This is a genomic window from Actinomycetota bacterium, assembly GCA_030774015.1.
Taxonomy (GTDB): domain Bacteria; phylum Actinomycetota; class UBA4738; order UBA4738; family JACQTL01; genus JALYLZ01.
In genome coordinates, this window is the sequence record JALYLZ010000159.1 from 1 (window position 1) to 26,504 (window position 26,504).

A 26,504-nucleotide genomic window follows, 5' to 3' on the forward strand; every position below is an offset into this window, starting at 1 on the left:
GATCGGGCCCGTCCGGGGTCCGAGGGCGGGCCCGCCATCGAGGCCGCCGCCGCCGATCCGGTATCGCAGCGCGCCGCGGTGGTCCTGCTGCCGGAGGCGGGCGAGCCGACCGAGCGGTCCGAGGCGCCGGAAGCGGTCACCGCCACGGAAGCATCCGATCCGCGCGAGGCTGCCCAGCCCGAGGCTGCCGAGCCCCAGGCTGCCGAGCCCAGCTTCGAGCCGTCTGGGCCCACGTCGCCTGCCGAGCCCTCCGCCCGCTTCGAGCCGTCCGAGCCCACGGAGCATTCCGAGCCCTCGGCGCGCTGGTCGGCGCCCGAACCGCCCCGGCTTCCGGATCTCCCGGCGCCTCCGGAGTTCGCCGAGCCTTCCCCGAAGGCATCGACTCCCGCGACGCCCGCCGTGCCCGCCGTGCCCGCCGAGCGGCCGGTCGCGGTCCCCCGGCGAGCGGCCGACGGCGCGTCGAAGGACGATGACGAGGGGAGCGAACCCGAGCGGGAGGCTTCGCTGCGCGAGCTCTTCTGGGGCGAAGACTAGTCTTCCTCAGACTACGGGCGGCTCGATCTCCGACGAAGCCTGGAAGGTCCCAGTCCTCCGCCGAAGGGTGATCCGGATCCGTTTCCCGTCGAGGGTCTCCGTCGTGTCGTACTCGGGATCGGACAGCGCGCGCGGCTGTAGGCCGGTGGCGAGGGTCTCCCTGCTCACGTACTCGTGGTGCTTCTCGACGGCGTCCACGACCTCGTCGGGAGCTTCGATCCCCAGCTCGATCCGGTCGGTGACGTCGAGGCCCGCCGACTTCCTGGCGTCCTGCACCAGGCGGACGACCTCGCGGGCCAGGCCCTCCTGGCGGAGATCCGGGGTGACCTCCAGGTCCAGGGCCACCGTGAGGCCGCCCTCCGCCCCCACGCCCCAGCCCTCCCGGGTCTCCTGGACCAGGTCCACCTCGTCGGGGGCGAGCTCGACCGAGACACGCTCGCCGAGCCGGAGCGTCACGGTCTCGCCCCGAGCCAGGGCCGCCGCCAGCCTGCCGTCGTCGTCTGCCAGCGCCGCGGCCACGTCCTTCACCTGCGGGCCGAGCCGCGGACCGAGCACGCGGTAGCTCGGCTTGGCCTGCCACCGGCCGAACTGCTCGGCCGACTCGGCGAACTCCACCCGCTTCACGTTGAGCTCGTCCTTCACCAGGTCGAGGAGCGGCGTCAGCCCCTCGCGGTCTCCGGGGTAGTGGAGCACCGCGCGGGCCAGGGGCTGGCGCACCCGGACCTTCGCGTCCGTCCGGATGGTCCTGCCGAGCGACACGACGTCGCGGACGGCTTCCATGCGCGCGTCCAGCTCGGGGTCCACGGCCCCCTCGTCCACCTCGGGGTAGTCGGCGAGGTGGACGGATTCGGGGGCGCCGTCGGTGCCGGCGGCCAGGTTCTGCCACAGCTCCTCCGTGACGAACGGCGTGAACGGGGCGAGCAGCCGGGCCACCGTCACCAGGCACTCGTTCAGGGTCAGGTAGGCGGCCGCCTTGTCGGTCGCCTCGGCGCCCCGGCCCGCCGACCAGAACCGCCGCCGGGCCCGCCGCACGTACCAGTTCGACAGGTCGTCGATGAACCGCGCGATCCGCCGTCCCGCCGCCGTGGCGTCGTAGGACTCCAGGCCGTCTCGCGCCTCGCGGACCGTCTGGGCCAGCTGCGACAGCACCCACCGGTCCAGCGGGGGGCGCCGCGCGACGGGGACGTCGACCGCGGATGACGGATCGAACCCGTCCACGTTCGCGTACGTGACATAGAAGGAGTACACGTTCCACAGCGTCAGCAGGAACTGCCGGACCACCTCGTCCAGGGCTTCGAAGTACACGCGGCGCGAGGCCCACGGCGAGCCGACCGTGATGAGGTACCAGCGCAGGGCGTCCGCGCCGTGGCGGTCCAGGACCGTCCACGGGTCGAGCTGGTTGCCGACGGACTTCGACATCTTCCGGCCCTCCCGGTCCACCAGGTGGCCCAGGCACACCACGTGTCGGTACGCCGTGTCGTCGAACAGCAGCACCGCCTCCGCCATGAGCGTGTAGAACCAGCCGCGGGTCTGGTCGATGGCCTCGGAGATGAAGTCGGCGGGGAACCGCTCCGAGAACTCCTGGAGCCCGCGCCCGAGGTCCGGGTGGTAGCTCCACTGCGCGTACGGCATGGCCCCGGCGTCGTACCAGGTGTCGATGACCTCGGGGACGCGCCGGGCCGTGGCGCCGCACTCCCGGCACGGGATCTCCACCTCGTCCACGTCGGGCCGGTGGGGGTCGATCGAGGTGACGTCGCGGCCGGCCAGGTCGGACAGCTCGCGGAGCGACCCCACCGGCGTGACGTGGTCGCCGCCGCACACCCACAGGGGGAGCGGGGTTCCCCAGTAGCGCTCCCGGGACAGCGCCCAGTCCACGTTGTTCTCCAGCCAGTCGCCGTACCGGCCGTGCTTGATGTGCTCGGGATGCCAGTCGACCCCCTCGTTCACCTCCAGCAGGCGGTCCTTCTTCGCCGTGGTCCGTACGTACCACGAGGTTCGGGCCACGTAGAGCAGCGGCGTCTTGCACCGCCAGCACAGGGGATAGGTGTGCTCGTAGTCGGAGTAGGCGAACAGCAGCCCGCGCTCACGCAGGTCCGCGACGATGTCCGCGTCGGCCTCCTTCACGAACCGCCCCCGCACGAACGCCGGGGCCTGGTCCGTGAAGTTCCCGAAGTCGTCGACCGGGCTGTACACGGGCCAGCCCTCCCGCCGGCCGATGTCGAGGTCGTCCGCCCCGTATCCCGGCGCGATGTGGACGATGCCCGTTCCCTCGTCCATCAGGACGAAGCCGGCGGCCACCACCCGGTGGGTGTCGCCGCTCATGTTGTCGTAGGGCGGGGAGTAGCGAGACCCGACCAGGTCCGACCCGCGAAGCGTGTACTCGATGACGGCGTCCTCACCGAGCACGGCCCGCATCAGCGCCTCCGCCACGATGTAGCGCTCGCGGCCCACCGAGGCCACGACGTAGGGCTGATCCGGGTCCACGGCCAGACCGAGGTTCGAGGGCAGCGTCCACGGCGTGGTGGTCCACCCCAGGAACGACGCGCCGGCGAGCTCGGGGCGGGAAGGCTCGGTGACCGGGAACTCCACCGTGACCCCGGGGTCGACGACGTGCGTGTAGCCCTGGGCCACCTCGTGGTCGGACAGGGCGGTGCCGCAGCGCGGGCAGTACGCGACGGAGCGGAAATCGCGGAACAGCAGGCCCCGCTCGTACAGCGTCTTCAGCGACCACCACACGCTCTCGATGTACTCCGGCGACAGCGTCCAGTAGGCGTCGCCCATGTCGATCCAGTAGCCGATCCGCTCGGTCAGGCGCTCGAACTCGTTCACGTAGCGGCCCACCGATTCCCGGCACAGCCGGTTGAACTCGGCGACGCCGAACGCCTCGATGTCGCGCTTGGACTTCGTGCCGATCTCCTTCTCGACCTCGAGCTCGACGGGGAGCCCGTGGCAGTCCCAGCCGGCCTTCCGGCGCACCAGGTGGCCGGTCATGGTCTTGTACCGCGGGTAGAGGTCCTTGAACGTGCGAGGCTCGACGTGGTGGATGCCGGGCTTGCCGTTCGCCGTGGGCGGGCCCTCGTAGAACGTCCACTCGGGCGCGCCCTCCCGGAGCTTCAGGCTCTTGTCGAAGATGGAGCCGCCCCGCCAGAACTCCAGCACGCGCTGCTCGAGCGCGGGGAACTCCACCTTCGGATCCACCGGCCGGTACCTCGCCATCGCCGCCTCCCAACGAAGAACGCCTCGCCCCTGTTTGCAGGGACGAGGCGCATGGCCCCGCGGTACCACCCCGCCTTGCCGGGCCCCTCGCGGAGCCCGACCGCTCATCGGGTGCCGTCACACCCTCCCGCTGTCACGGGCGGACCCGGCTGCGCCTACTGCTCCCGGAACGCCCGGAAGGTTCGGGCAGCGGCTCGGGGAGGATGTTCGGAGGGTCCGTGCCGCCGGGCTTTCACCGTCCCCAGCTCGCTGTGGGCCAAAGGCCCTCCTACTCGTTCCCGTCGTCGCCGGTAGCGCTCATGCTACCGCACCATGGGAACGGTCAGCGTTCGCGTGACCCCGCGATCCGGAGGGACGGGGATCGAGACGTCCGGTGAGGACATCGTGATCCGGGTGCGGGCGCCGGCCGCCGAAGGCCGGGCCACCGACGAGGCCCGCCGGGCATTGGCCGCCGCGCTCGCCGTCCCCCCGTCCCGGGTCGCGCTCCGGTCGGGGGCGAGGTCCCGGCGGAAGGTGTTCGACGTGGCGGGCATGCCCTCCGGCGAGATCGCCCGGCGCCTGTGGCGGCGGTGAGCACGGGTTGTTGGCGACGGAACGCCGCGATGCTACCGTCCGTCGACCGATGGCCAACAAGCAAGCCCTCACCGAGAAGGAGCTCGAGGACCTGCGCCGGAGCCTGCTCAGCGAGCGGGCCGAGCTCGAGGCCCAGCTGACCGAGCTGGAGACGTCCTCGTTCGGGACGTCCCAGTCGGACCTGTCCGGCGAGGTGGCCTTCGACGAGGAATATGCCGATGCCGGCACCGCCACGTTCGAGCGCGAGAAGGACGAGTCGCTCACCGACAACGCCCGCGACCTGTTGCGCAAGATCGACAAGGCCCTGGCCCGGATGGACGCGGGCACCTACGGGTTCTGTGAGCGATGCGGAAAGCCGATCGAGAAAGCCCGGCTGAAGGCCCTCCCATACGCGACCCTGTGCATCAAGGACGCGCAGGCAGCGCGTTCGAGTTGAGCCGGGGGACTCCCGAGGATCGGGAGGGCGCCGGAGGTGGCTCGCGGCCCTGGTCCCACCGACGCCTCGCGCTGTGGCTGTACGGCTGGGCGGCGGGAATCTACGGCCTGGACCGCCTCACCAAGTTCCTGGCGGAGACCTACCTCCAGAACCGCCCGCCGGTGCACGTGATCCCGGGCGTCGTGCAGCTCGACTACACGACGAACCCCGGCGGGGCCTTCGGTGTGCTGGGGGGGGCGACGTGGTTGTTCCTCACCGCAACGCTGGTGGTCTGCGTCGCCATCGTGGCGGCGTCGTTCAACCTGCCGAACCGCCTGATCGGGGCGGGCCTGGGCCTGGTGCTGGGCGGCGCGCTGGGGAACCTCACGGATCGGGCCGTGCGCGGATCGGGGTTCTCCGGTCGGGTGGTCGACTTCGTGGACTTCCGGTGGTGGCCGGTGTTCAACGCGGCCGACAGCGGCATCGTCATCGGGGCCGGGCTCATCCTGCTGTCCGGGTTCCTCCGCTCCTCCGGCGAGCGCCGCTCCTCCGGCCGGGGCCGCCCCTCCGGCCGGGGCCGCCCCTCGGACCAGGGGAGCCCCCCGGGGCGGCGCATCTCCCCGGAATGACGGAGCCGACAGGGGAGGGGGCCGTGGAGTTCCGGGCGGTGCCGGGGCGCCTGGACCTGGTGGTGGCGCGCCGGCTCGGGCTGCCCCGGGCCGAGGTCCAGCGGGCCATCGCCGAGGGCCGGGTCACCGTGGCCGGCCGGTCCCGGCCGAAGTCGTTCGCGCTGGCCGGTGGGGAACCGGTCTCGGTGCGCCTGGAGGGACTCGGGGCCGTGCCCGCCGAGGGCCCGCCGGTTCCCGTCCGGTACGAGGACCCGTACCTGGCCGTGGTGGCCAAGCCCAGCGGGCTGCCCACCCATCCGACCGCCGGGCGACGGACGGGCACGCTCGTGAACCGGCTGCTGGGGATGGGCATGGCGCTGTCGCAGGTGGCGGCCCCGGAGCGGCCGGGCATCGTGCACCGGCTGGACGCCGGGACCTCCGGGCTGCTGGTGGTGGCCAAGGACGACCGGACCCACGAGCTGCTGGCGGCCATGTTCGCCGGGCACGAGGTGTCCCGGCGGTACCTCGCGCTGGTTCGAGGGGAGGTCGAGCACGAGCGCTTCGCCGTCGATGCGCCGCTGGCCAGGCGGGGCTCGCGCATCGTGGTCCTCCGGGGGGAGGGGCGCCGGGCGGAGACCGACCTCGAGGTCCGGGAGCGCTTCGGCGGGCAGGCCACCCTGCTGGAGGCGACGCCCCGCACCGGGCGGACCCACCAGATCCGCGTGCATCTGTCGGCGGTGGGCCATCCCATCCTGGGCGATGCCCGCTACGGCGGTGGGGGAGACGAGGCCCGCCGGCTCGGGCTGACTCGCCCCTTCCTGCACGCCTGGCGGATCTCGTTCATCCACCCCCGCACCGGCGACGAAGTGGAGGTCGAGGAGCCCCTCCCCGAGGATCTCGAGGAGGCGCTTCGCCGGGTTCGCGCGGGGTGAGGGGACGTTGACCGCCCGCGGCTCCGCCCGGTAGCGTCCGCGCGCCACCACCGAACAGGAGGGGACATGGGAGAGGTGAAGGAACTTGGGGAGCGCTGGTTCGACACGGTCAGAGGCGGTGACGTCGACGCCATCGCCGCGATGCTCACCGACGACGTGGACTTCTACACGCCGGCCGGCTCGGTGAGGGGACCGCAGGAGGCGGCCGCCCTGCTTCATGGGTTCGCGGTGGCCATGCCGGACGCCGGCTTCAACATCCGGCAATGGATCGAGGAGGGGAACTCGGCGGCGGCCGAGGGAAGCTACACCGGGACCCACACCGGGCCGCTGGCCGGCCCCATGGGCGAGGTTCCGGCAACCGGGAGGTCGGTGGACGTCCCCTTCACCACGGTCTTCGAGGTCCGCGACGGCAAGATCTCGGCCCACCGGGCGTACTGGGACAACGCCACGTTCATGATGCAGCTCGGACTGATGCCGCCCCCGGGCGGAGGCGCGTAGCGACCGGCCGAACCTACCCCCCAGCGGCCGCGCGCAGCATGGGGACGTGCTCCGCGTAGTGCTCGGACGTGTTTCCGAGGACGGTGTCGAGGAGCATGCGATCGGGAAGGTCCGGACGGAACGGCCGCTGGAGCGCCTCGGCGGGCAGTTCCTCTACCGCCGCCTGCATGTCCCGGTACGAACGCTCGAAGGCGTCCCGGGCCTCGGCGGGAGTCCGGTCCCGGTCCCGTTCGGACAGGAACCGGTTGACGTCGTCGATCTCCATCTCGGCGTAGCCCTCGGGGAGGTCCATGACGCCCTCCTCGACCTGCCCGCGCAGCCGGCACAGGACGATCTCGTGCCAGGCGGCCAGGTGGCTGAGCTGGTCCTTGGGCGACCACACACCTCCCTCGCCGGGCGTCTCCATCCGGTCGGCAGGAATGGCGGCGAAGGCCCGGTCCAGCTCTGCCTTTCCCTCCTGGATCCGCGCCAGCAGCTGGTCTCGTTCCACGGGCGCCGATGCTAGCGGGGGATGGCGTTATCGGCCGGGATGGCCGGCGGGTCGGGAGGGAGGTCCGACCCACCGGCGGTCATCGCCTGGCCCGGGCGGGGTCTTTGAGGTACAGCGCGTGCTGGGTGCGGACCTCCTGGCGGGAGGCCAGCACGGCGTCCTCGACGTCGGGGGGGAGCGTCCGGCTCTCCACCAGGTCCGAGATCTTCTGCGGGTCCACCGAGAGGGCCCGCTCCCAAAGGCCGAGGGGCTCCAGGATCTGCCGCAGGCGGCGTCCGTCCGGAGCCGTGACGTGCTGCGGCCGCCGGTCGATGGCCGAGCCGTCCGAGGCGAACAGCCGCCGGTACCCGTGCTCCTCGCAGAAGGCGTTGATGAAGGCAGCGAGCTCGTCCATGCGCCTCCACCCCACCCGGTTCTCGCGCTTCAGCCGGACCCACTCGTCCACGATCTCGGTCATCCGGGGCGCCGGGTCGCCGCCCTCCTTCTCGAACTTGTGGCGGAACACCGGGCACAGGGCCTGGTAGTCGCACCAGTTGCACAGCGGGTTCTCCCGGGGCTCGAACTTCCCGTCGGCGATCCGCTCCGCCACCACGGCGATCCGGCGGCGGAGCTCGTCGGCGTCGGCGGCCGTCCGCGACGTGGTCATGCGCTGGCCCGGCAGCAGGAAGTACAGGGTCAGCCGCTCCGGCTCGATGCCCCAGACCTCCTTGGCCGCCAGGAAGTAGATGGAGAGCTGGAGGTCCCGGTGCACCACCGCGGCGGGAGGGAGCCGCCGGCTCGTCTTGTAGTCGATGATCTCGTACCCCCCGCCGGGGATGCGGTCCAGGCGATCGATGGTCCCGTTGATCTGGACGCCCTCGACCTCGATGTGGAACCGGAACTCCAGGGCTGCCGGGATCCGGAAGTCTTCGGCGTTGTCCAGGTGGTACTGGGCCAGGACCTGCCGCGCGTGGTCGCGGTACATCCGCTCCTCGGCCTCGGCGCCGAACCCCTCGGACACCCACACGCCGTCGAGCAGCTCGTGCAGCTCCTCGAGGCTGGGCGCCACCGGGACCGGCCGATTGTGGAAGTGGTACAGGGCCTGGTGCAGCGAGTCCCCGAACGACAGCGCCGGGGACGGCTGCGACGGCACCCGGTCCTCGTACTGGAACTTGAACTTGGCCGGGCAGGTCTCGTAGGTCGAGATGCTGGAGTAGGAGAGCCTCATGTGATCAGCGCCGTTGACTCCGTGGGGTCGCCGGGAGTATAAGTCGGTGAGCCGGAGAATTACAAGAGTGTGATTATCCACAGGGGTTTTCCCCCGGGTGTGGACAATGGGATCCGGCACCTTCCCCGCGGTATGACTGGCTGACGGGACACATGAGCGACAAGGGCTTCGTCCACCTGCACACGCACTCCGAGTACTCCCTGCTGGACGGGGCTTCCCGTGTCGACGCCCTGTTCGAACGGGCCGCCGCGTTCGAGATGCCGGCCCTGGCACTCACCGATCACGGGGTGATGTTCGGCTCGCTCGAGTTCTACGAGGCGGGGCTCCAGGCGGGCGTGAAGCCGATCCTGGGCGTGGAGGCGTACGTGGCCCCAGGAAGCCGGTTCGACCGCGCCCCCGGCGAGAACGAGGAGAAGTACCGGCACCTCACCATCCTGGCCTCGAACGAGACCGGCTACCGGAACCTCCTCCGCCTGGTCACCGACGCCGCGCTGGAGGGCTTCTACCACCGGCCTCGCATCGACAAGGAGCTGCTGGCCGAGCGGTCCGAGGGCCTGATCGGCCTGTCGGGGTGCCTGGCCAGCGAGGTGGCCCGGCAGCTGGTGGGGGGGCAGGACCGGAAGGCCGCGGAGGCCGCGGCCACCTATCGGGACGTGTTCGGGCCCGGCCGGTTCTTCCTGGAGATCCAGGACCACGGGCTGGCGGAGCAGCGGCTGGTCCTTCCCGGCCTGGCCGGCCTGTCCCGGGAGCTCGGGATCCCGCTCGTCGCCACCAACGACATCCACTACACCGAGCGCGAGCACGCCAAGCCCCACGACGTGCTGCTGTGCATCCAGCAGCAGAAGGTCCAGACGGACACCAACCGGCTGAAGTTCGAGACCGACGAGTTCTTCATGAAGTCGGCGGCGGAGATGCGCGAGGTGTTCCGGGAGTTCCCGGAGGCCTGCGAGGCGACGCTGGACATCGCGGAGATGTGCGACCTGAAGCTGTCCTACGGCGAGCTCCACGTGCCCTGGTTCGAGCCGCCGAACGGCATGGCCCAGGAGGACTATCTCCGGCAGCTCGTCCTGGCCGGCGCCCGAGAGCGCTACGGCGCAACGCTTTCTGACGAGGTCGCCCGGCGGATCGACTACGAGCTGGACGTGATTTGCCGGATGGGGTTCGCCGGCTACTTCCTGATCGTGTGGGACCTCATCCGGTTCGCCCGGGACTCCGGGATCCGGGTGGGCCCCGGTCGGGGGTCCGCGGCCGGGTCGGTGGTGTCGTACTCGCTGCGGATCACCGATCTCGACCCGCTTCGGTACGGCCTGATCTTCGAGCGGTTCCTGAACCCCGAGCGAAAGCAGATGCCCGACATCGATATGGACTTCGACGAGCGCCGGCGAGACGAGGTCATCCGGTACGTGGCGGTCAAGTACGGCACCGACCACGTGGCGCAGATCATCACGTTCCAGACCATCAAGGGGAAGCAGGGCATCCGCGACGCGGCGCGGGTCCTGGGGTATCCGGCGTCGATCGGCGACCGGCTGTGCAAGATGTACCCGCCGGCCGTGCTGGGCCGGGAGAAGCCCATCGAGCAGGCCCTCCAGGAATCGCCCGAGCTGCACGACGCCTACGACAGGGAGCCGGAGGCCCGCGAGATCGTGGACACGGCGCGGGCACTGGAAGGGCTCCGCCGCGAGGACTCGGTGCACGCGGCCGGTGTGGTCATCGGCGACGCCCCGCTCGTGAACTACATGCCGCTCAAGCTGTCCAAGGACTCCCGGGACGATTCGCGGCGCGTCGTCACCCAGTTCGACATGCACGGCGTCGAGAAGCTTGGCCTCCTGAAGATGGACTTCCTGGGGATTCGGAACCTCTCGGTGATCGAGGACACGCTGAAGCTGTTGCGACGCAAGGGGATCGAGCTCGACATCGACCACGTCGCGCTCGACGACGAACCCACCTACGAGATGCTCCGGCTCGGGGACACCACCGCGGTGTTCCAGCTGGAGGGCGCCGGGATGCGCTCACTGACCAAGCAGCTCGCTCCCGACCGGTTCGAGGACATCATGGCGCTGATCTCGCTGTACCGGCCCGGACCGCTGGGCATGGGAACCCACATCGAGTACGCCGAGCGCAAGCACGGGCGGAAGCCGGTGGAGTATCCGCACCCCGATCTCGCGGAGATCCTGTCCGACACCTACGGCGTGATCGTGTACCAGGAGCAGGTCATGCAGATCGCGGTGCGCATGGCCGGCTACTCCATGGGCGAGGCGGACCTGCTGCGCAAGGCCATGGGCAAGAAGATCCGGGCCGAGCTGGCCAAGCACCACGAGGTCTTCGTGGAGCGCTGCGTCGAACGCGGGTACGAGCGCAGGCTGGCGGAGAGCATCTTCGACCTCATCACGCCCTTCGCCGACTACGGGTTCAACGCGCCGCACGCCTGCGCGTACGCGTACGTCGCCTACCAGACCGCCTTCCTCAAGGCCCACCACCAGGTGGAGTACATGTCGGCGCTCCTCACCAGCGTGAAGGACGACAAGGACAAGAAGCCCTACTACCTGAACGCGTGCCGGCTGATGGGGATCGAGGTGCTGCCGCCGGACGTGAACGAGTCCGAGCTGGACTTCGCGCCCGTGCCGGGCGCGGACGAGCGGCGGGTCCGCTACGGCCTCTCCGCGGTGCGCAACGTCGGCGCGGGCGCCGTGGCCCAGATCATCGAGGCCCGCAAGGGCGATGGTCCGTTCGCCTCGTTCACCGAGTTCTGCCGCCGCGTCGAGCCCGGTGTCCTGAACAAGAAGATGATCGAGAGCCTGATCTGGGCGGGCGCGTTCGACTCGCTCGGCTACACGCGCCGGGGCCTGGCGGAGGGCTACGAGAAGGTCCTCACGCCGATCCTGTCCGATCGCAGGGCCGAGGCCATCGGGCAGGACTCCCTGTTCGGCGGCGAGGCCGGGCCGGCCATGGAGATCGACGAGTCCGTGGTGGCGGCGGAGGAATACGACAAGCCCATCCTGCTCCGGTTCGAGAAGGAGATGCTGGGCGAGTTCGTGACCGACCACCCGCTGCTGGCGATCAAGGAGCGATTGGAGGCCCAGACGGACCTCGAGATCGTGGAGGTGGCCGGCCTCGGCGACGGTGACGTGGTCACGGTGGGCGGTATCGTCGGCGCGGTGGCCCGCCGCTACACGAAGCGCAGCGAGCCGTACGCGCTGTTCCGGCTGGAGGACCTCGGGGGCGGCGTCGGCGTGGTGGCCTTCCCGGGCGTGTACGAGAAGGCGGTCGACCTGATCCAAACGGACCGCATCGTGCTGGTGAAGGGCCGGGTGGACCTGCGGGGCCGCGAGCTCCAGCTGGCCGCTCTCGACATCCGGGAGTTCGACGGCGACGACTCGCCGCCCGTTCGCGTGGGGGCGGCCCGCATCGTGGTGGACGTCCCGGCGGACAGCTGCACCGGAGCGTTCCTGGCGAAGCTGAAGGAGGTCCTGGCCCAGTATCCCGGCCGGACCCCGGTCACCATCCGGTACCTGGGCTCGAACGGCGTCACGCCGTTCAAGGTGGGGAACGGCTACTTCGTCGACGCGTCGGCCGGCCTGCTCTCGGAGCTCCGCATGCTGTGCGGCCCCGAGTGCGTCCGGATCGATGAGGCCGCGCCGGCGGTCCCCGCCCGCGTCTGAGGCGGTAGGGTTCGCCCGGTGGAGGCGGAACGGGAGGTGCTCGCGCTCGAGCCCATCGCCGACGATCCCGAGGTCGGGCGGTGGCTGTCGGCGATGGAGGACGCCCGGCGGGACACGCTGCGCGAGCTGGAAGGGCTTGCGCACGAGGCGCTCGACTGGCGGCCGATCGGGGGCCAGAACACGATCGGCACGCTGCTGTACCACATCGCCCTGGTCGAGGCGGACTGGCTCCTGACGGACATCCTCGGCCCGGACGGAGCCCGGTTGTGGCCGCGTGACCTGCTTCCGTTCGACGACCGGGACGCCGACGACCGGCTCACCCAGGTGGCCGGGGAGACGCTCGAGCGGCATCTGGAACGGCTCCGGGCGGTGCGGTCGCTGTTCCTGGAGCAGATGCGGCCGATGCCGGTCGAGGACTTCCACCGCCTTCGGACGCGCGAGCGCTTCGACGTGGCGGCGGACTGGGTGGTGCATCACCTGCTCCAGCACGAGGCCGAGCACCGGGCGCAGGTCGCCGCGCTGCGGGACGCTCGGGCGCAGGCCTGAGTCCCGGCTCGCCGTGCCCTTCGAGGTCATCCCGGCCATCGACCTGGTCGACGGTGGGCTGGGGCGGGTGCGGGCCGGCCGGCCCGTGCCGGTGGACGCGTTCCAGGGGGACCCGCTGGCGGCGGCGGCCGCATTCGTGGAAGCGGGCGCACGATGGATCCACGTCGTGGACACGGACCTCGCCTTCACGGGAAGACCGTCCGGGCTGGAGGTGATACGCGCGATCGCCGGGCTGGCGGTGCGGGTCCAGGCCAGCGGGGGGCTGCGAACCGACGAGGACATCGACGCGGTGCTCGATGCCGGGGCGGCCCGAGCCGTGCTGGGGTCGGCGGCCCTCCAGGACCTGGACCACGCGGCCGAGTTGATCGGACGCCATGGCGAGCGGCTTGCCGTGGGGCTCGAGGTCGACGGTGAGGCCATTCGGCCCCGGGGACGCGGTGGCGGCGGTGGCGGCACGTGGCTGGTCGACGCCGTCCTTCCCCAGCTCGTGGCGAGCGGGGCCACTCGGTTCGTGGTCACGTCGGTGGCGCTGGTGGGGGAACGCTCGGGGCCGGACCTCGGGGCGATCCGGGCCGTGGCCCGGGCCGCCGGGCGCCCGGTGATCGCGGCCGGCGGCATCGCCACGGTCGCGGACCTGGAGGCGCTGGCGGCGGCCGCGCCGAACGTGGAGGGTGCCATCGTGGGGTCGGCCCTGTACGAGGGCGGCCTGGACCTGGCCGGCGCCATCCGCGCCATGGGGGCGGACTGAGGGGCGCCGGGCGAGGCGCGAGCGCGCCACATCCGGCGCGGTACCGTTCACATCAACACCACAATTCCTTCGAGGGACGTTCTCCTCGTTCCCGTATGTTCGTCCAGGGAGACCGATGGAACCAGGGGAGACGTCCATGCCGCCGACCACGACCGAACAGAGTCCCGCCCGCATCACCGGCACGGCCGCCCGGGCCGTCGAGCTGGTCAAGGTGTTCGGCGAGGGCGACGCCGCCGTGCGGGCCCTGGCCGGGATCGACGTCGAGTTCGCGGCCGGGCGCTACACCGCCATCATGGGGCCGTCGGGCTCGGGCAAGTCAACTCTGCTGCACTGCATGGCGGGCCTGGACACGCCGACCTCCGGCCACGTGTTCATCGGCGACGTGGACCTCACCACGCTCCCCGAGAAGAAGCTCACCCAGCTCCGGAGGGACCGGGTGGGGTTCGTGTTCCAGGCCTTCAACCTGGTCCCCACCCTCACGGCGGCCGAGAACATCACGCTGCCCATGGACATCGCCGGACGGAAGCCCGACCGGGAATGGGTCGACCGCGTCATCCAGATCGTGGGGCTGTCGGACCGCCTGTCGCACCGGCCGTCCGAGCTCTCGGGCGGGCAGCAGCAACGGGTGGCCGCGGCCCGGGCCCTGGCCAGCCGGCCGGACATGGTGTTCGCCGACGAGCCCACCGGGAACCTCGACACGAAGGCCAGCGCGGAGCTGCTGGAGTTCCTGCGGCGGGCGGTGCGGGAGTTCGGCCAGACCATCGTGATGGTCACCCACGACCCCACCGCGGCGAGCTACGCGGACCGCGTGGTGTTCCTGGAGGACGGCCGGGTCATCGACGAGCTCCAGGATCCGACCGCGGAGCGCGTGCTGGACCGGATGAAGTCGCTCGGGACGGCCTGAGCCATGTGGCGGGCCACCCTCAAGGGCATCCTCGCGCACAAGGTCCGTCTGGCCCTGACGGCGCTGGCCGTCGTGCTGGGCGTGGGGTTCGTGGCGGGCTCGTACGTGCTGACGGACACCATGGGACACGCCTTCGACGGCCTGTTCGCGCAGATCGACACCGGTGTCGCCGTGGTGGTGGAGGGCATTCCGAAGTTCACGGACTCGGGGCCCGGCGGGGGCGAATCGGGCCTGGCGGAGCGCGTCCCCGCCTCCGTGCTGGACCGGATCCGGCAGGTGCCGGGGGTCCGGGTCGCCGCGGGCGACCTGAGCGGCTACGCGCAGCTCGTGGACAAGCACGGGAAGGCCATCACCACCGGGGGGGCGCCGACGCTGGGGGTGACCTGGTTCGACGATCCCACGCTGAACCCGCTCCGGCTCCGGGAGGGCTCGCCCCCGCGAGGGCCCGGCCAGATCGTGGTGGACGCGGCCACGGCCTCGAAGTACGGATTCCACGTCGGCGACAAGGTGAAGGTCCTGCTCCAGGGTCCGCCCATGGAGGCGACCATCACCGGCATCGCCGGGTTCGGCGAGTCCGACAGCCTCCTGGGGGCCACCCTGGTGGCGTTCGACCCCCAGACGGCGCAGCAGGCCCTCCAGGGCAACGGCCGGTGGGACGACATCCGGGTCGCGGCGCAGCCGGGCGTGTCGGCGACCGATCTCCGCGACCGGATCCAGCGCGTCCTGCCGAGCGGCTACGAGGCCAAGACCGGCTCGCAGGCGGCGCAGTCGTCGTCGGAGGACATCAAGAAGAACCTCTCGTTCTTCAACATCGCGCTGCTCGTGTTCGCGGGGATCTCGCTGTTCGTGGCGGCGTTCACCATCTTCAACACGTTCTCGATCCTGGTGGCCCAGCGGACCCGCGAGCTGGCCCTGCTCCGGGCCCTGGGCGCGAGCACCCGTCAGGTCCGGCGCTCCGTGCTGGTCGAGGCCGTGATCGTCGGAGTGATCGCCTCGGGGGTGGGGCTGGGGTTCGGGCTGGTGATCGCCCTCGGCCTGGAGGGCCTGCTGAAGGCGTTCGGGATCGGCCTGCCCACCACCACGCTCCAGGTCCTTCCCCGGACCATCGTGGTCGCGCTGATCGTGGGGACGGTGACGACCGTGGTGGCCTCGGTGGTCCCGGCGTACCGAGCGTCCCGCGTCTCGCCCATGGCCGCCCTGCGCGACCAGCAGACCGGCGCGGGCGGGTCGATCCGGACTCGCGTCCTCGCCGGCGCCCTGGTCACCCTGGCCGGGGTGGGGGCGCTGATGCTGGGGCTGTTCGGGAGCACCTCGAACGGCGCCTCGCTGGTGGGACTGGGCGCGGCGGGGGTGTTCCTGGGCGTGGCCATGCTGGGGCCGCTGGTGGCCCGGCCCATGGCCGCGGCCATCGGCTGGCCCCTTCGGCGCATCGCGGGGAAGCTGGGGCGCGAGAACGCCATGCGGAACCCGCGCCGGACCGCTTCCACCGCGGCGGCGCTCATGATCGGGCTCGGCCTGATGGCGTTCGTCAGCATCTTCGCGGCATCCATCAAGGCCTCGGCCGACCGGACTCTGCGGGAGACCCTGAAGGCCGACTACATCGTGAGCACCTCGCAGTTCGTCGGGTTCAGCCCGGCGGTGGCCGACGCGCTCCGGTCGAACCCCGCGTTCTCGGCCGTGGAGGAGCTCCGGCAGGGCTCGTTCGGCGTCAACGGCTCGGGGGAGTTCCTGACCGCCACGGACCCGTCGACCCTCACCCGGGTGGCCGACGTGAAGATGCTCTCGGGAAGCGTCTCGGCGCTGGGCGACCGCGGCATGCTGATCTCGAAGAAGACCGCCGAGGCGCACGACTGGACGGTGGGGGACGTGGTCCCGGCGCAGTTCGCCCGGACCGGCCGCCAGGACCTCGAGGTCGCGGGGGTGTACGACAACAACGACCTCCTGGGCGGGTACGTGGTCTCGCTCGGGACCTACGAGCGCAACTTCATCCAGCAGCTCGACCAGAACGTGCTGGTCACGGTGGCGCCGGGGACGACCCCGGCCGCCGCGAAGCAGGCCGTCACTCGGGTGGCCGGCGAGTTCCCCGGCGTGCGGATCCAGGACCAGGCGCAGTTCCGGCAGACCACCGAGAAGCAGGTCGACCAGCTCCTGGGGCTCATCGTGGCCCTGCTGGGCCTGGCCGTGGTGATCGCGCTGTTCGGGATCGTGAACACCCTGGCCCTGTCGGTGTTCGAACGGACCCGCGAGATCGGGCTGCTCCGCGCGGTGGGGATGGCCCGGAGCCAGGTCCGGTCCATGATCCGCTGGGAATCGGTCATTACCGCGGTGTTCGGCGCCGTGCTCGGCGTGGCCGTGGGCGTGTTCTTCGGGTGGGCCATGGTCCAGGCGCTGCACGACTCCGGCGTGACGGTGCTCTCCATCCCGGGCCGGCAGCTGGTGCTGTTCATCGTGGTGGCGGCGTTGGGGGGGATGCTGGCGGCGGTGTTGCCCGCCCGCCGGGCCGCCAGGCTGAACGTGCTGGAGGCCATCTCCACCGAGTAGGCCGGAGCCGTCCGCTCGGCCACTACACTGGCCGGACCGTGGGGTTCCTGACCGACGTCGTCGAACGGATTCGTCGCGACCTCGAGCGCTCGCCGCTGGACGAGGCCTCCTTGCTGGTCCGGGCCTCGGCCATGCCGCCGGCCCGGGACTTCGCGGTGGCGCTGCGGTCCGCGCGGCCGGCGGTGATCGCGGAGGTGAAGCGGGCCTCCCCGTCCGCCGGACCGATCGCGGAAGCCGAGCCCGGGTCGCTTGCGCGGGCGTACGAGGCCGGGGGAGCGGCGGCCATCTCCGTGCTGACCGAGCCGTACCACTTCCACGGCTCGCTCTCCGACCTCCGCGCGGTCCGGCTGGCCTGCCGCCTGCCCGTCATGCGGAAGGACTTCCTGGTCCACCCCGCCCAGGTCATCGAGTCGCGGGCCGCCGGGGCCGACGCCGTGCTGCTGATCGCGGCCTGCCTGTCGCCATCGGAGCTGGACGCGATGCTGGCCACGGCGGCGGACGCCGGCATGGCGGCCCTGGTGGAAGCGCACTCGGAGGCCGACCTGGACAAGGTGCTGGGGGCCGGGGCGCCGATGGTGGGGGTCAACGCGCGTGACCTGGAGACGCTGGAGGTGGACGAAGACCTCGCGGTCGCGCTGGCCCGGCGGGTTCCGGCGGACCGGATCGTGGTGTTCGAGAGCGGGATCTCCCGGCGCGAGCAGGTGGAGCGGGCGGTGGAGGCGGGAGCATCGGCGGTCCTGGTGGGGGAAGCGCTCATGCGATCACCCGACCCCGGCGCCAAGATTCGCGAGCTCCGGGGCGCCGCGGTCCCGGTCCGGCCGTGAGCGGTCCGGCGACCTCGACGCTCCCCGACGAGCGAGGCCGGTTCGGCCGCTTCGGCGGACGGTACGTCCCCGAGGTGCTGGTCCCGGCCCTGGACGAGCTGGCCCGCGCGTGGTCGTCGCTCCAGGACGACCCGGAGTTCCGGGGGGAGCTCGACGCACTGCTGAGGGACTACGTGGGCCGGCCCACACCGCTGACGTTCGCGGCGCGCCTGTCCGAGCAGACCGGCTACCGGGTGTTCCTGAAGCGCGAGGACCTCGCGCACACCGGTGCACACAAGATCAACAACACCATGGGTCAGGTGCTGCTGGCCCGGCGGCTGGGGAAGCGACGGATCATCGCCGAGACCGGCGCCGGCCAGCACGGCGTGGCCACCGCGACCGCCTGCGCGATGTTCGGATTGCCGTGCGTTGTGTACATGGGGGAGGAGGACACCCGCCGGCAGGCCGTGAACGTGGACCGGATGCGCCTGCTGGGCGCCGAGGTGGTCTCGGTGAGGTCGGGTTCCCGGACCCTCAAGGACGCCATCAACGAGGCCCTCCGGGACTGGGCGGCGAGCGTCCAGGACACCCATTACGTCGTGGGGTCGGTGGTCGGTCCGCATCCGTTCCCGGCGATGGTCCGGGACTTCCAGCGGGTCATCGGGGACGAGGCGCGCCGCCAGTTCCAGGAAGCCGACGGCGGCCTGCCGGACGCCGTGGTGGCGTGCGTCGGCGGGGGATCGAACGCCATCGGGATGTTCACGGCGTTCGTGGGCGGTGGTGCCCGGCTGGTCGGCGTGGAGGCCGGGGGCCGCGGGTCCGGGTCGGGGGAGCACTGCGCGTCGCTCTCGGCAGGGCGTCCCGGGGTCCTGCACGGGGCGCTGTCGTACCTGTTGCAGGACCAGGCCGGCCAGGTCGTCTCGACCCACTCCATCTCGGCGGGCCTGGACTACCCGGGGGTGGGGCCAGAGCACAGCTTCCTGAAGGACGCCGGGCTGGCCGAGTACACCAGCGCGACGGACGCCGAGGCGCTCGAGGGGTTCGTGGCGCTGGCCCGAGCCGAGGGCATCCTGCCGGCCCTGGAGCCGGCCCACGCCATCGGGTGGCTGCTTCGCCGGCCCCTCCCGGAGGGCTCGTCCGTGCTGGTGTGCCTGTCCGGCCGGGGGGACAAGGACCTGGAGACCGTCCGCGCGGCCCTGGGCGGGGAGGTCCCCGACGCCGTGCCCCCGGGGCGTGGCTGACCTCGACCTGGAGGCGGCGCTGCGGCGGCGCCTCGACGTCGGCGGCCGCGCGTTCGTGCCCTACGTGACCGGCGGCCTGCCGTCGGTGACGACGGATGTCCTGCGGGGACTGGAGGCGGCTGGCGCTGATGCCATCGAGGTCGGGATCCCGTTCTCCGACCCGGTCATGGACGGGCCGGTCATCCAGGAAGCCTCCCAGCGGGCGCTCGAGGCCGGAGCGACCCCGGACCGGGTGCTGGACCTGGTGGGGGAGGCCTCGGTCGGGGTGCCCGTCGTGGCCATGACCTACCTGAACCCGGTCCTGGCCCTGGGGTTCGACGTGTTCCTGCGGCGAGCGGTCGACGTGAGGCTGGCCGGGGTCCTCGTGCCGGACCTGCCCGTGGACGAGGCCGAGGAGTGGCGGTCGGCGTGTGCCGAGCACGGCGTCGCGTCGGTGTTCCTGGCTGCGCCAGGGACGGACGCCGGACGGCTGGGACTCATCGCGGAGGCCTCGAGCGGATTCGTCTACTGCGTCTCGACCTACGGGGTGACCGGCGAGCGGAAGGTGCTGGCCCAAACGGCCCGCGACCTCGTGGAATCGCTCCGGCCGCTCACCGACCGCCCGCTGCTGGTGGGCGTGGGGGTCGGATCGCCGGAGCAGGCCGCCACCGCGTGTGAGTTCGCCGATGGCGTGGTCGTCGGCACCGCGCTGGTCCGCAAGCTGCTGGAGGAAGGTCCGGAGTCCTGCCTGGCCCTGGCCGCCCAGTTCCGCCGGGCCATTCCTGCCGGTCCCTGAGCTTCGCCTTCCACCCTTCGTGCCGGGAGAGGGACTCGAACCCTCACGCCCTTTCGGGCAGCGCCTTTTGAGAGCGCCCGGTCTACCAGTTTCCGCATCCCGGCCTGAAACGGACAAAGGGCCCATGCCCCGGCCGAACCTAGGGTACCCGTGGAGGGCGGGCTCGGGCGGCAGTTCGGCACAGCGCTGACTCGAGTGCGACCAAGGCCGACATCTGGGGACGCTACCTGGACGTGGCGCACTGGAGTGACTGGCCTCCCGGGCTTCCCGTAGGCAGGTTCCGGCTCGTCGGCGTGGAACCGGAGAGGATGTTTGCCGTGGGGGGCCTTCCCGATGGTGTCGACCGCCTGGCGAGCACGACAGCAGGTTGACGCTGCGCCCCCGGAAAACGACCGCAAGGGGCCCCGCCCACCCGCGGACCTCCAAGACCGAGACACCACCGCTCCGACCGCCCTTCCGGCCCGCCCTCCACCTGGTTGGCGGCCGTCCAAGCCAGCGGTCGGGTGGTACTCGTACAACCAACCTGGGGGTCGATGCTGGGCCACGACTGGCCTGACCGGCTTTCGCTTCGCTCCCCGTTTTGTGATAGGAACCGCCGGACAGGAAGGCAAGGGGAAAGGAGGGGAGGCTTTGCGATCTCGTAAGAACGTATTGCGGGTGCTCGCCGTGGTGGCGGTACTGATGCTCGTGGCCACCGCCTGCAAGAAGAAGTCAACCACGACGCCGGCTGGGACGAGCGGGTCCAGCGGTCCGGCTACCAAGATCGCGGTGACGGTGTACGGACAGGGTGCTTGGACCGGCCCGTACAACTATCTGGTGATCCCGTCGGAACAGGGGGCGCAGCTGCACTTCAAGGAGTGCAACGCGGACCCGAGCTTCCCGGCGACGGTCACCTTCAAGCCGGCCGACACCCAGGGCGACGGCAGCCAGGCTCCGCCTGTCGCGCAGACCGTGGTGACCGACCCCAACACGGTGGCCGTGGTGGGACCGGCGTTCTCGGGCGAGACCCGGGCGGTCGGTGACACCTACAACCAGGCCCAGATCCCGTTCATCACCCAGTCGGCGACGGCTGTTGACCTGGCCCAGAACGGGTGGGACTACTGGTACCGCACGGTCGGCAACGACGACGTGCAGGGCGGCAACGACGGCAAGTTCGAGGCCCAGATCATCAAGTCGAAGAAGTTGTTCATCTCGAACGACACGTCGGACTACGGCCAGCCGCTGTCGCTGACCGTGAAGAAGCTGGCCCAGCAGGGCGGCGTGCAGATCGTCGGCACCGAGGGCGTCGCCGCCACCGACGACTACTCGGCCTTCATCAGCGACGTGAAGGCGTCGGGGGCCGACTCGCTGTTCTACGGCGGGTACGACGCCGACTTCGCCAAGATCGTGAAGCAGGCAAAGGCCGCCGGCCTGAACATCAACTTCATGTCGGGTGACGGCTCGGTCTCGTCCACGTTCCTCAGCTCCGCGGGATCAGCGGCCGAGGGCACGTACCTGAGCATCCCGGCCAACCTGGGCGGCGACTTCGTCCAGAAGTACGACCAGGAGTACGGGAGCAAGGCGTCCGTGGTCCCGGTGTACGCCGCCGAGGGATACGACGTGGCCGGGCTGATCTGCGCGGGCATCTCGGACGCGGTGTCCAAGGGGGCCACCGACCCGGCGTCCGTCCGGGCCGGCATCAAGACCTACCTGGACAGCCTGACCACGTCCAGCCCGTACGTGGGAGTGGCCAAGGCGATTGCGTTCGACCCGTCCACGCACGAGATCGCTGCGACGGACATCAACGCGCTGCTGTACTTCTACCAGGTCAAGGGCGGCAAGTTGGCACCGCTCGGGAACGCGTCAACGGTTCTCGGGGCCTAGCTCCACCGCAGTTCAGGATGTGAGGAAGGGCAGACGGAGCGTCTGCCCTTCCTCTATCCTTCGGCCGGCACGGGGTCACGGGGGAGCGGGTGGACTGTCTCCACAGCATCTACCACCAGTTCTGGGACCAGACGAGGAACGGCCTCACCCTGGGGGCGATCTACGCAATGATCGCCCTCGGCTACACGATGGTCTACGGAGTGCTCCAGCTCATCAACTTCGCGCACTCCGAGGTCTTCATGGTCTCCACCGTTGTCACCCTGTACGCGTTCCGGAACTGGTTCGGCATCACCCATCCCCTGGGAGGGATCCTGCTGGCGCTGGTCCTGGTGGGGGCCCTCATCCCGGCCATGCTCTCCTCGGGCGTCACTGCCCTGACCCTGGAGCGGTTCGCGTACCGGCCGCTCCGAAGGCGGGGAGCACCGCGGCTGGCCTTCCTCATCAGCGCCATCGGGGCCTCGCTGACCATCCAGTACCTGTTCGTGCTCATGGACGGCCGGCACTACCTGCTCTTCTACCGGCTCCCCGCGCTGCTCGGCCCCAGCCCCCAACCGCTCCCCACGGTGATGGAGCCGAAGACGGCCTTCACGCTCTTCGGAACCGACTTCCAGAACACCCACCTGCTGGTGATCGGGGTCTCCGTCGTGATGATGTTCGTCCTCGACCGGTTCGTCCGCACGACCCGGCTGGGGCGGGGCATCCGGGCCGTGGCCCAGGACGTCGAGACGGCCTCGATGATGGGTGTGAACATCGACCGGGTCATCGTCACCACGTTCTTCATCGGTGGCCTCATGGCCGGGGCGGCCGGGCTGCTGTACGTTGGCATCTTCCCCGCGGTCCCCGCCTTCTGGTTCATCGGCTTCACCCCCGGCATCAAGGCCTTCACCGCGGCCGTCCTCGGCGGCATCGGCAACATCCGCGGTGCGATGCTGGGCGGTTTCGTGCTCGGCATGGTGGAGGCGTACTCGGTCCCTTGCTTCGGCGCGCAGTGGACCGACGTGGTGTCGTTCGTCGTCCTGGTCCTGGTCCTGATGTTCCGCCCGACCGGGATCTTGGGCGAGCAGGTGAGGGCCTGACGTGGCGGACCGTCCTCCCTCCTCGCCGCCGCCCCAGCCTCCCCGGGCCCCCGCGCCGAGGCGGAGCAACTGGCGCCAGGCGGGCACTCGCGCCAACGAGGTCACCACGGCGGCCCGCAAGCGGATGGCCGGGGCGACCCGGGAGGTCCTGTCCCCGGTGGGCAGGGGCACGGCGGTCTTTCGAGCCTGGGCGGACCGGCACCGAAGGTGGTCCTATCCGCTGGCCGGCGCCGTCGGGGTCGGCGTCGCGGCGATCCTTCCGTTCCTGAGCACGTGGTTCACGCTCCCCGACTGGCTCCAGCGGGCCACGTCGGGATCGGCGCTGGCCCGGGTGGGCCTGTTCGCCCTGTTCGCCCTCGGGCTGAACGTGGTGGTCGGCTTCGCCGGGCTGCTGGACCTCGGCTACGTCGCCTTCTGGGCCATCGGGTCGTACACGGCGGGGCTCCTCACGGGGGCGGGGACCTTCTCCAAGGGCCTGAACGCCAGCCCGCCGACGGTGACGTTCCTGGACAAGCCCATGTGGCATGCCTGGATGTGGCTCATCATCCTGGCCGCGCTGCTGGTGGCGGTGTTCGCCGGGGTCCTCCTGGGGTCGCCCACCCTTCGGCTCCGCGGCGACTACCTCGCCATCGTCACCCTGGGGTTCGGCGAGATCGTCCGGATCAGCGCGAACAACCTCGACTCGATCACGGTGGGACCCCGTGGCATCGCCTCCATCCCGCACCCGGCGATCCACGTGGGGAGCGTCAACCTGGTGTGGGGGACGTTCATCGACAACAAGTTCTACTGGCTGTTCTTGTCGTTCGTCGTGATCTGGATCGTGGCGATCCGGATGCTGGACCGGTCCCGGATCGGACGGGCGTGGGTGGCCATCCGGGAGGACGAGGTCGCCGCGGCGGCCATGGGCGTCCCGGTGCTCCGGATGAAGCTGGCGGCGTTCGCCATCGGCGCGTGCACCGCCGGGGTCGGTGGGGTGGTCTACGCCGAGCAGGTGAACTTCATCAACCCGCCGACGTTCGCGCTCATCCAGTCCATCCTCATCCTGAGCATGGTGGTGATCGGGGGCATGGGGTCCATCCCCGGAGCCATCCTCGGAGCCGCGGTGGTGACCCTGCTCCCCGAGATCTTCCGGGGGCTGGCCGACTACCGGTTCTTCCTGTTCGGGCTGGCTCTGGTCATCGTGATGATCTTCCGGCCGCAGGGACTCCTCCCCTCCAAGCGCCGAAAGGCCGAGCTGAAGGGCGGAGTCCGGGACGAGGGGCTCTTCGACGTGAGCCACGACGAGGCCACCACCTGATGGCGGCCGTCCTGGAAGCCGAGGGCGTGGCGAAGTTCTTCGGTGGGCTGGCCGCGCTCAATCACCTCGACATCCGGGTGGACGAGGGAGAGATCGTGAGCCTGATCGGGCCGAACGGCGCCGGGAAGACGACGTTCTTCAACCTGGCCACCGGGATCTCCCCGCCCACGGCGGGGGTCATACGGTTCCAGGGGCAGAACCTTCTCCAGCAGCGGTTCCTCGGCCTGGTGAACCGCAAGGTCCGGCCCTTCGAGATCAACCGCCGGGGTATCGGCCGCACCTTCCAGAACATCCGGCTGTTCCAGAACATGACGGCCCTCGAGAACGTGATCGTCGGGACCGACGCCCACCACCGGCAGAACGTGCTGGACGCCATCTTCCGGACCCCACGGCAGCGGCGGGAGGACCGGGAGGGGCAGGCGGAGGCGGAGCGGATGCTGGAGTTCGCCGGCATCCACAAGTACGCGAACGAGCTGGCGGGGAACCTCTCCTACGGGGACCAGCGACGGGTGGAGATCGCGCGGGCCCTGGCCACCAAGCCCAAGCTGCTCCTGCTCGACGAGCCGGCGGCCGGGATGAACCCGCCCGAGAAGGCGTCGCTGATGGGGCTGATCCAGAAGGTCCGGGACCAAGGCGTCACCGTGCTGCTCATCGAGCACGACATGAAGGTGGTCATGGGCATCTCCCACCGGGTCGTGGTGCTGGACTTCGGTGAGAAGATCGCCGAGGGGAAGCCGGAGGAGGTCCAGCGCGACCCCAAGGTCATCGAGGCCTACCTGGGACGGCAGGCCGCCGACGGGGAAGCCAATGGCAGCGATGCCGGCGGCGATGGCAACCGCGGCAGCGGCGAGGGCTCCGGCGATGGCTGAGCCCCTGCTCGAGCTCGAGCAGGTCATCGTGCGCTACGGCGGGATCGAGGCGGTCCGCGGGATCTCGCTGCACGTCGACCAGGGCGAGATGGTCACCCTGATCGGCGGCAACGGCGCCGGGAAGACCACCACGCTCAAGGCGATCTCGGGGACCAAGCGGGCCGCCGCCGGGTCGATCCTGTTCGAGGGGACGCGCATCGACCAGCTCCCGGCCCACCGCATCGTCGAGCTCGGCATCTGCCAGTCGCCCGAGGGCCGCAAGATCTTCCCGCGCATGTCGGTCCGGGAGAACCTGGAGATGGGAGCCTACGCGCGGCGGGGGGCGGGGGCGAAGGGCCTGAAGGACGACTACGAGCGCGTCTACACCCTGTTCCCCGTGCTCAAGGAACGGGAGAAGCAGCCCGGCGGGACCCTGTCCGGCGGCCAGCAGCAGATGCTGGCGATCGGGCGCGCCCTCATGGCCCGCCCCCGCCTGGTGATGCTGGACGAGCCGTCCATGGGACTCGCCCCCATCCTGGTGGAGAGCATCTTCGAGCTGCTCAAGGAGATCCACGAGCAGGGGACCACCATCCTGCTGGTGGAGCAGAATGCCCACATGGCGTTGAATATCGCCGACCGGGGATACGTCCTGGAGAGCGGCCAGATCGTTTTGGAGGACTCGGCCAAGAGCCTCCTCGGCAACGACCAGGTCCGCAAGGCGTATCTGGGAGAGGAGTGACGGCGCGGTTCGACCCTGTTGACTGCCCGCAGAGGAGGGGAAGGATGCACAGACGAAGGCGAATCATCGGGACGGTGGCGGTCGTGGCGGTCTTCGCCCTGGTCGCCTCGGCGTGCGCCAAGAAGAGCACGACCGTTCCCCCGGCAGCGACCGGGACGACCGGACCGACCGGGACGACGGGGTCTCCGACGGGTGCGACGGGGACGCCGATCCCGCAGTTCACTACGATCAAGTCCGGGGAGCTCTCGGTCGGATCGTGCCTCGACTACAAGCCCTTCGAGTTCACCGACCCCAACACGGGCGACATCACCGGGTTCGACATCGACATGATCGATGCGGTCGCCAATCGCCTGAACCTGAAGGTCACGTGGGTGAAGTCGAACTTCAACACCATCTTCACCGCCCTCGCCGCCAACAAGTTCGACGCGGTGGCGGCGGCGTCCACCATCACGCCGGAGCGCCAGCAGGTGATCGACTTCACCGTCCCCTACTTCCCCGGCGGGCAGTCGCTCACGGTCAACACGGCCAAGACCCCGGACATCGCGTCCACCGACGACCTCAAGAAGGGGGACGTGGTGGGGGTGCAGCGTGGGACCACCGGCGCCGACTACGCGCAGAAGAACCTGGCGCCGAAGGGCGTCCAGATCAAGACCTACGTGAACGCGCCCGACGCGTTCACCGACCTGGAGTCCGGGAGCATCGTGGGCGTCCTCAACGACGAGGGATCATCCCTCTTCGAGGCGGCCAGCCGTCCCGGCCTGAAGGTGGTCCAACCGATCGACACCGGGGAGTTCTACGGCTTCGCCGTCAGCAAGGACAACGCCGGACTCCTGGCAGCGATGAACCAGGCCTTGCAGGCCATCTACACCGACGGCACCTATGCATCGATCTTCTCGAAGTGGTTTCCGGGGCAGCCGGTCCCGGACCCGACGACCTTCGGGTCGTAGCCGGGAGGAGGAGCGTCTCGCGGGCGGGCCCGCGCTCCACGGAG

23 protein-coding genes and 1 tRNA gene are annotated in these 26,504 nt (G+C 70.7%); 20 read left to right on the forward strand and 4 right to left on the reverse strand.

The window, feature by feature from the left end; genetic code table 11:
• The coding region (locus tag M3Q23_15655) for a hypothetical protein (protein MDP9343493.1) at window positions 1-534 on the forward strand (534 nt) is incomplete at its 5' end.
• A 6-nt stretch (window positions 535-540) separates the two neighbouring features.
• Here the strand turns inward: M3Q23_15655 and ileS are convergent.
• Window positions 541-3,750 carry an isoleucine--tRNA ligase gene (ileS, locus tag M3Q23_15660; protein MDP9343494.1) on the reverse strand — a complete coding sequence of 1,070 codons (3,210 nt, stop codon included), beginning with the start codon at window positions 3,748-3,750 and terminating at the stop codon, window positions 541-543.
• A 333-nt stretch (window positions 3,751-4,083) separates the two neighbouring features.
• On the opposite strand from ileS, the gene M3Q23_15665 reads away from it, so the two are divergent.
• From M3Q23_15665 to M3Q23_15685, 5 genes are all read left to right on the forward strand, one after another.
• Entirely contained in the window at window positions 4,084-4,323 is a 240-nt protein-coding gene (locus M3Q23_15665) for a DUF167 domain-containing protein (GenBank protein ID MDP9343495.1), read from the forward strand.
• Window positions 4,324-4,372: 49 nt separating this feature from the next.
• On the forward strand, window positions 4,373-4,759 hold the full coding sequence (locus M3Q23_15670) for a TraR/DksA C4-type zinc finger protein (protein MDP9343496.1): 387 nt from the start codon (window positions 4,373-4,375) through the stop codon (window positions 4,757-4,759).
• Window positions 4,756-5,367 carry a signal peptidase II gene (lspA, locus tag M3Q23_15675; GenBank protein ID MDP9343497.1) on the forward strand — a complete coding sequence of 204 codons (612 nt, stop codon included), beginning with the start codon at window positions 4,756-4,758 and terminating at the stop codon, window positions 5,365-5,367. The genes M3Q23_15670 and lspA overlap by 4 nt, the downstream gene beginning before the upstream one ends.
• Window positions 5,364-6,278, forward strand: coding sequence for an RluA family pseudouridine synthase (locus M3Q23_15680; GenBank protein ID MDP9343498.1), 915 nt, complete (start codon window positions 5,364-5,366; stop codon window positions 6,276-6,278). Before lspA ends, M3Q23_15680 begins: the two co-directional genes overlap by 4 nt.
• A gap of 75 nt (window positions 6,279-6,353) precedes the next feature.
• The gene (locus M3Q23_15685; protein ID MDP9343499.1) at window positions 6,354-6,776 is read left to right on the forward strand and encodes an ester cyclase; all 423 of its coding nucleotides are present in this window, start codon (window positions 6,354-6,356) and stop codon (window positions 6,774-6,776) included.
• 13 nt (window positions 6,777-6,789) lie between these two features.
• On the opposite strand, the gene M3Q23_15690 is transcribed toward M3Q23_15685, so the two are convergent.
• The gene (locus M3Q23_15690; GenBank protein MDP9343500.1) at window positions 6,790-7,266 is read right to left on the reverse strand and encodes a ClbS/DfsB family four-helix bundle protein; all 477 of its coding nucleotides are present in this window, start codon (window positions 7,264-7,266) and stop codon (window positions 6,790-6,792) included.
• A 79-nt stretch (window positions 7,267-7,345) separates the two neighbouring features.
• A complete protein-coding gene (locus M3Q23_15695) occupies window positions 7,346-8,473 on the reverse strand; it encodes a PD-(D/E)XK nuclease family protein (GenBank protein MDP9343501.1) in 1,128 nt (375 codons plus the stop codon).
• Between the two features lie 152 nt (window positions 8,474-8,625).
• On the opposite strand from M3Q23_15695, the gene dnaE reads away from it, so the two are divergent.
• The 8 genes from dnaE (at window position 8,626) to trpA (ending at window position 19,690) form a co-directional block, all read left to right on the forward strand.
• Complete coding sequence (gene dnaE / locus M3Q23_15700; protein ID MDP9343502.1) at window positions 8,626-12,132, forward strand: DNA polymerase III subunit alpha; 3,507 nt, start codon at window positions 8,626-8,628, stop codon at window positions 12,130-12,132.
• 18 nt (window positions 12,133-12,150) lie between these two features.
• A complete protein-coding gene (locus M3Q23_15705; protein ID MDP9343503.1) occupies window positions 12,151-12,678 on the forward strand; it encodes a DinB family protein in 528 nt (175 codons plus the stop codon).
• Between the two features lie 13 nt (window positions 12,679-12,691).
• Window positions 12,692-13,426: a HisA/HisF-related TIM barrel protein gene (locus M3Q23_15710; GenBank protein MDP9343504.1), complete on the forward strand. Its 735-nt coding sequence runs from the start codon at window positions 12,692-12,694 to the stop codon at window positions 13,424-13,426.
• A 136-nt stretch (window positions 13,427-13,562) separates the two neighbouring features.
• Window positions 13,563-14,330: an ABC transporter ATP-binding protein gene (locus M3Q23_15715; GenBank protein MDP9343505.1), complete on the forward strand. Its 768-nt coding sequence runs from the start codon at window positions 13,563-13,565 to the stop codon at window positions 14,328-14,330.
• Window positions 14,331-14,333: 3 nt separating this feature from the next.
• Entirely contained in the window at window positions 14,334-16,871 is a 2,538-nt protein-coding gene (locus M3Q23_15720; GenBank protein ID MDP9343506.1) for an ABC transporter permease, read from the forward strand.
• A 38-nt stretch (window positions 16,872-16,909) separates the two neighbouring features.
• Window positions 16,910-17,695: an indole-3-glycerol phosphate synthase TrpC gene (locus M3Q23_15725; GenBank protein MDP9343507.1), complete on the forward strand. Its 786-nt coding sequence runs from the start codon at window positions 16,910-16,912 to the stop codon at window positions 17,693-17,695.
• Entirely contained in the window at window positions 17,692-18,915 is a 1,224-nt protein-coding gene (gene trpB / locus M3Q23_15730) for a tryptophan synthase subunit beta (GenBank protein MDP9343508.1), read from the forward strand. The genes M3Q23_15725 and trpB overlap by 4 nt, the downstream gene beginning before the upstream one ends.
• The gene (gene trpA / locus M3Q23_15735; protein MDP9343509.1) at window positions 18,908-19,690 is read left to right on the forward strand and encodes a tryptophan synthase subunit alpha; all 783 of its coding nucleotides are present in this window, start codon (window positions 18,908-18,910) and stop codon (window positions 19,688-19,690) included. The genes trpB and trpA overlap by 8 nt, the downstream gene beginning before the upstream one ends.
• 20 nt (window positions 19,691-19,710) lie before the next feature.
• Here trpA and M3Q23_15740 read toward each other — a convergent pair.
• A tRNA-Leu gene (locus M3Q23_15740) sits at window positions 19,711-19,794 on the reverse strand.
• Window positions 19,795-20,320: 526 nt separating this feature from the next.
• Here M3Q23_15740 and M3Q23_15745 point away from each other — a divergent pair.
• The 6 genes from M3Q23_15745 (at window position 20,321) to M3Q23_15770 (ending at window position 26,460) form a co-directional block, all read left to right on the forward strand.
• Entirely contained in the window at window positions 20,321-21,553 is a 1,233-nt protein-coding gene (locus tag M3Q23_15745; protein MDP9343510.1) for a branched-chain amino acid ABC transporter substrate-binding protein, read from the forward strand.
• 89 nt (window positions 21,554-21,642) lie between these two features.
• Window positions 21,643-22,629 carry a branched-chain amino acid ABC transporter permease gene (locus M3Q23_15750; protein MDP9343511.1) on the forward strand — a complete coding sequence of 329 codons (987 nt, stop codon included), beginning with the start codon at window positions 21,643-21,645 and terminating at the stop codon, window positions 22,627-22,629.
• 1 nt (window position 22,630) lies between these two features.
• The gene (locus M3Q23_15755; protein MDP9343512.1) at window positions 22,631-23,926 is read left to right on the forward strand and encodes a branched-chain amino acid ABC transporter permease; all 1,296 of its coding nucleotides are present in this window, start codon (window positions 22,631-22,633) and stop codon (window positions 23,924-23,926) included.
• Entirely contained in the window at window positions 23,926-24,795 is an 870-nt protein-coding gene (locus tag M3Q23_15760; GenBank protein ID MDP9343513.1) for an ABC transporter ATP-binding protein, read from the forward strand. The genes M3Q23_15755 and M3Q23_15760 overlap by 1 nt, the downstream gene beginning before the upstream one ends.
• A complete protein-coding gene (locus tag M3Q23_15765; protein ID MDP9343514.1) occupies window positions 24,788-25,513 on the forward strand; it encodes an ABC transporter ATP-binding protein in 726 nt (241 codons plus the stop codon). Before M3Q23_15760 ends, M3Q23_15765 begins: the two co-directional genes overlap by 8 nt.
• A gap of 44 nt (window positions 25,514-25,557) precedes the next feature.
• Window positions 25,558-26,460: a basic amino acid ABC transporter substrate-binding protein gene (locus tag M3Q23_15770; protein MDP9343515.1), complete on the forward strand. Its 903-nt coding sequence runs from the start codon at window positions 25,558-25,560 to the stop codon at window positions 26,458-26,460.
• The last annotated feature ends 44 nt before the right edge of the window (window positions 26,461-26,504 follow it).

Excerpts from the sequence above, each read along its gene's own strand:
- ileS (MDP9343494.1), bottom strand. The coding sequence starts at position 3,750 with ATGGCGAGGTACCGGCCGGTGGATCCGAAGGTGGAGTTCCCCGCGCTC.
- M3Q23_15670 (MDP9343496.1), top strand. The coding sequence starts at position 4,373 with ATGGCCAACAAGCAAGCCCTCACCGAGAAGGAGCTCGAGGACCTGCGC.
- M3Q23_15680 (MDP9343498.1), top strand. The coding sequence starts at position 5,364 with ATGACGGAGCCGACAGGGGAGGGGGCCGTGGAGTTCCGGGCGGTGCCG.
- M3Q23_15695 (MDP9343501.1), bottom strand. The coding sequence starts at position 8,473 with ATGAGGCTCTCCTACTCCAGCATCTCGACCTACGAGACCTGCCCGGCC.
- dnaE (MDP9343502.1), top strand. The coding sequence starts at position 8,626 with ATGAGCGACAAGGGCTTCGTCCACCTGCACACGCACTCCGAGTACTCC.
- M3Q23_15715 (MDP9343505.1), top strand. The coding sequence starts at position 13,563 with ATGCCGCCGACCACGACCGAACAGAGTCCCGCCCGCATCACCGGCACG.
- M3Q23_15720 (MDP9343506.1), top strand. The coding sequence starts at position 14,334 with ATGTGGCGGGCCACCCTCAAGGGCATCCTCGCGCACAAGGTCCGTCTG.
- M3Q23_15760 (MDP9343513.1), top strand. The coding sequence starts at position 23,926 with ATGGCGGCCGTCCTGGAAGCCGAGGGCGTGGCGAAGTTCTTCGGTGGG.
- M3Q23_15765 (MDP9343514.1), top strand. The coding sequence starts at position 24,788 with ATGGCTGAGCCCCTGCTCGAGCTCGAGCAGGTCATCGTGCGCTACGGC.
- M3Q23_15770 (MDP9343515.1), top strand. The coding sequence starts at position 25,558 with ATGCACAGACGAAGGCGAATCATCGGGACGGTGGCGGTCGTGGCGGTC.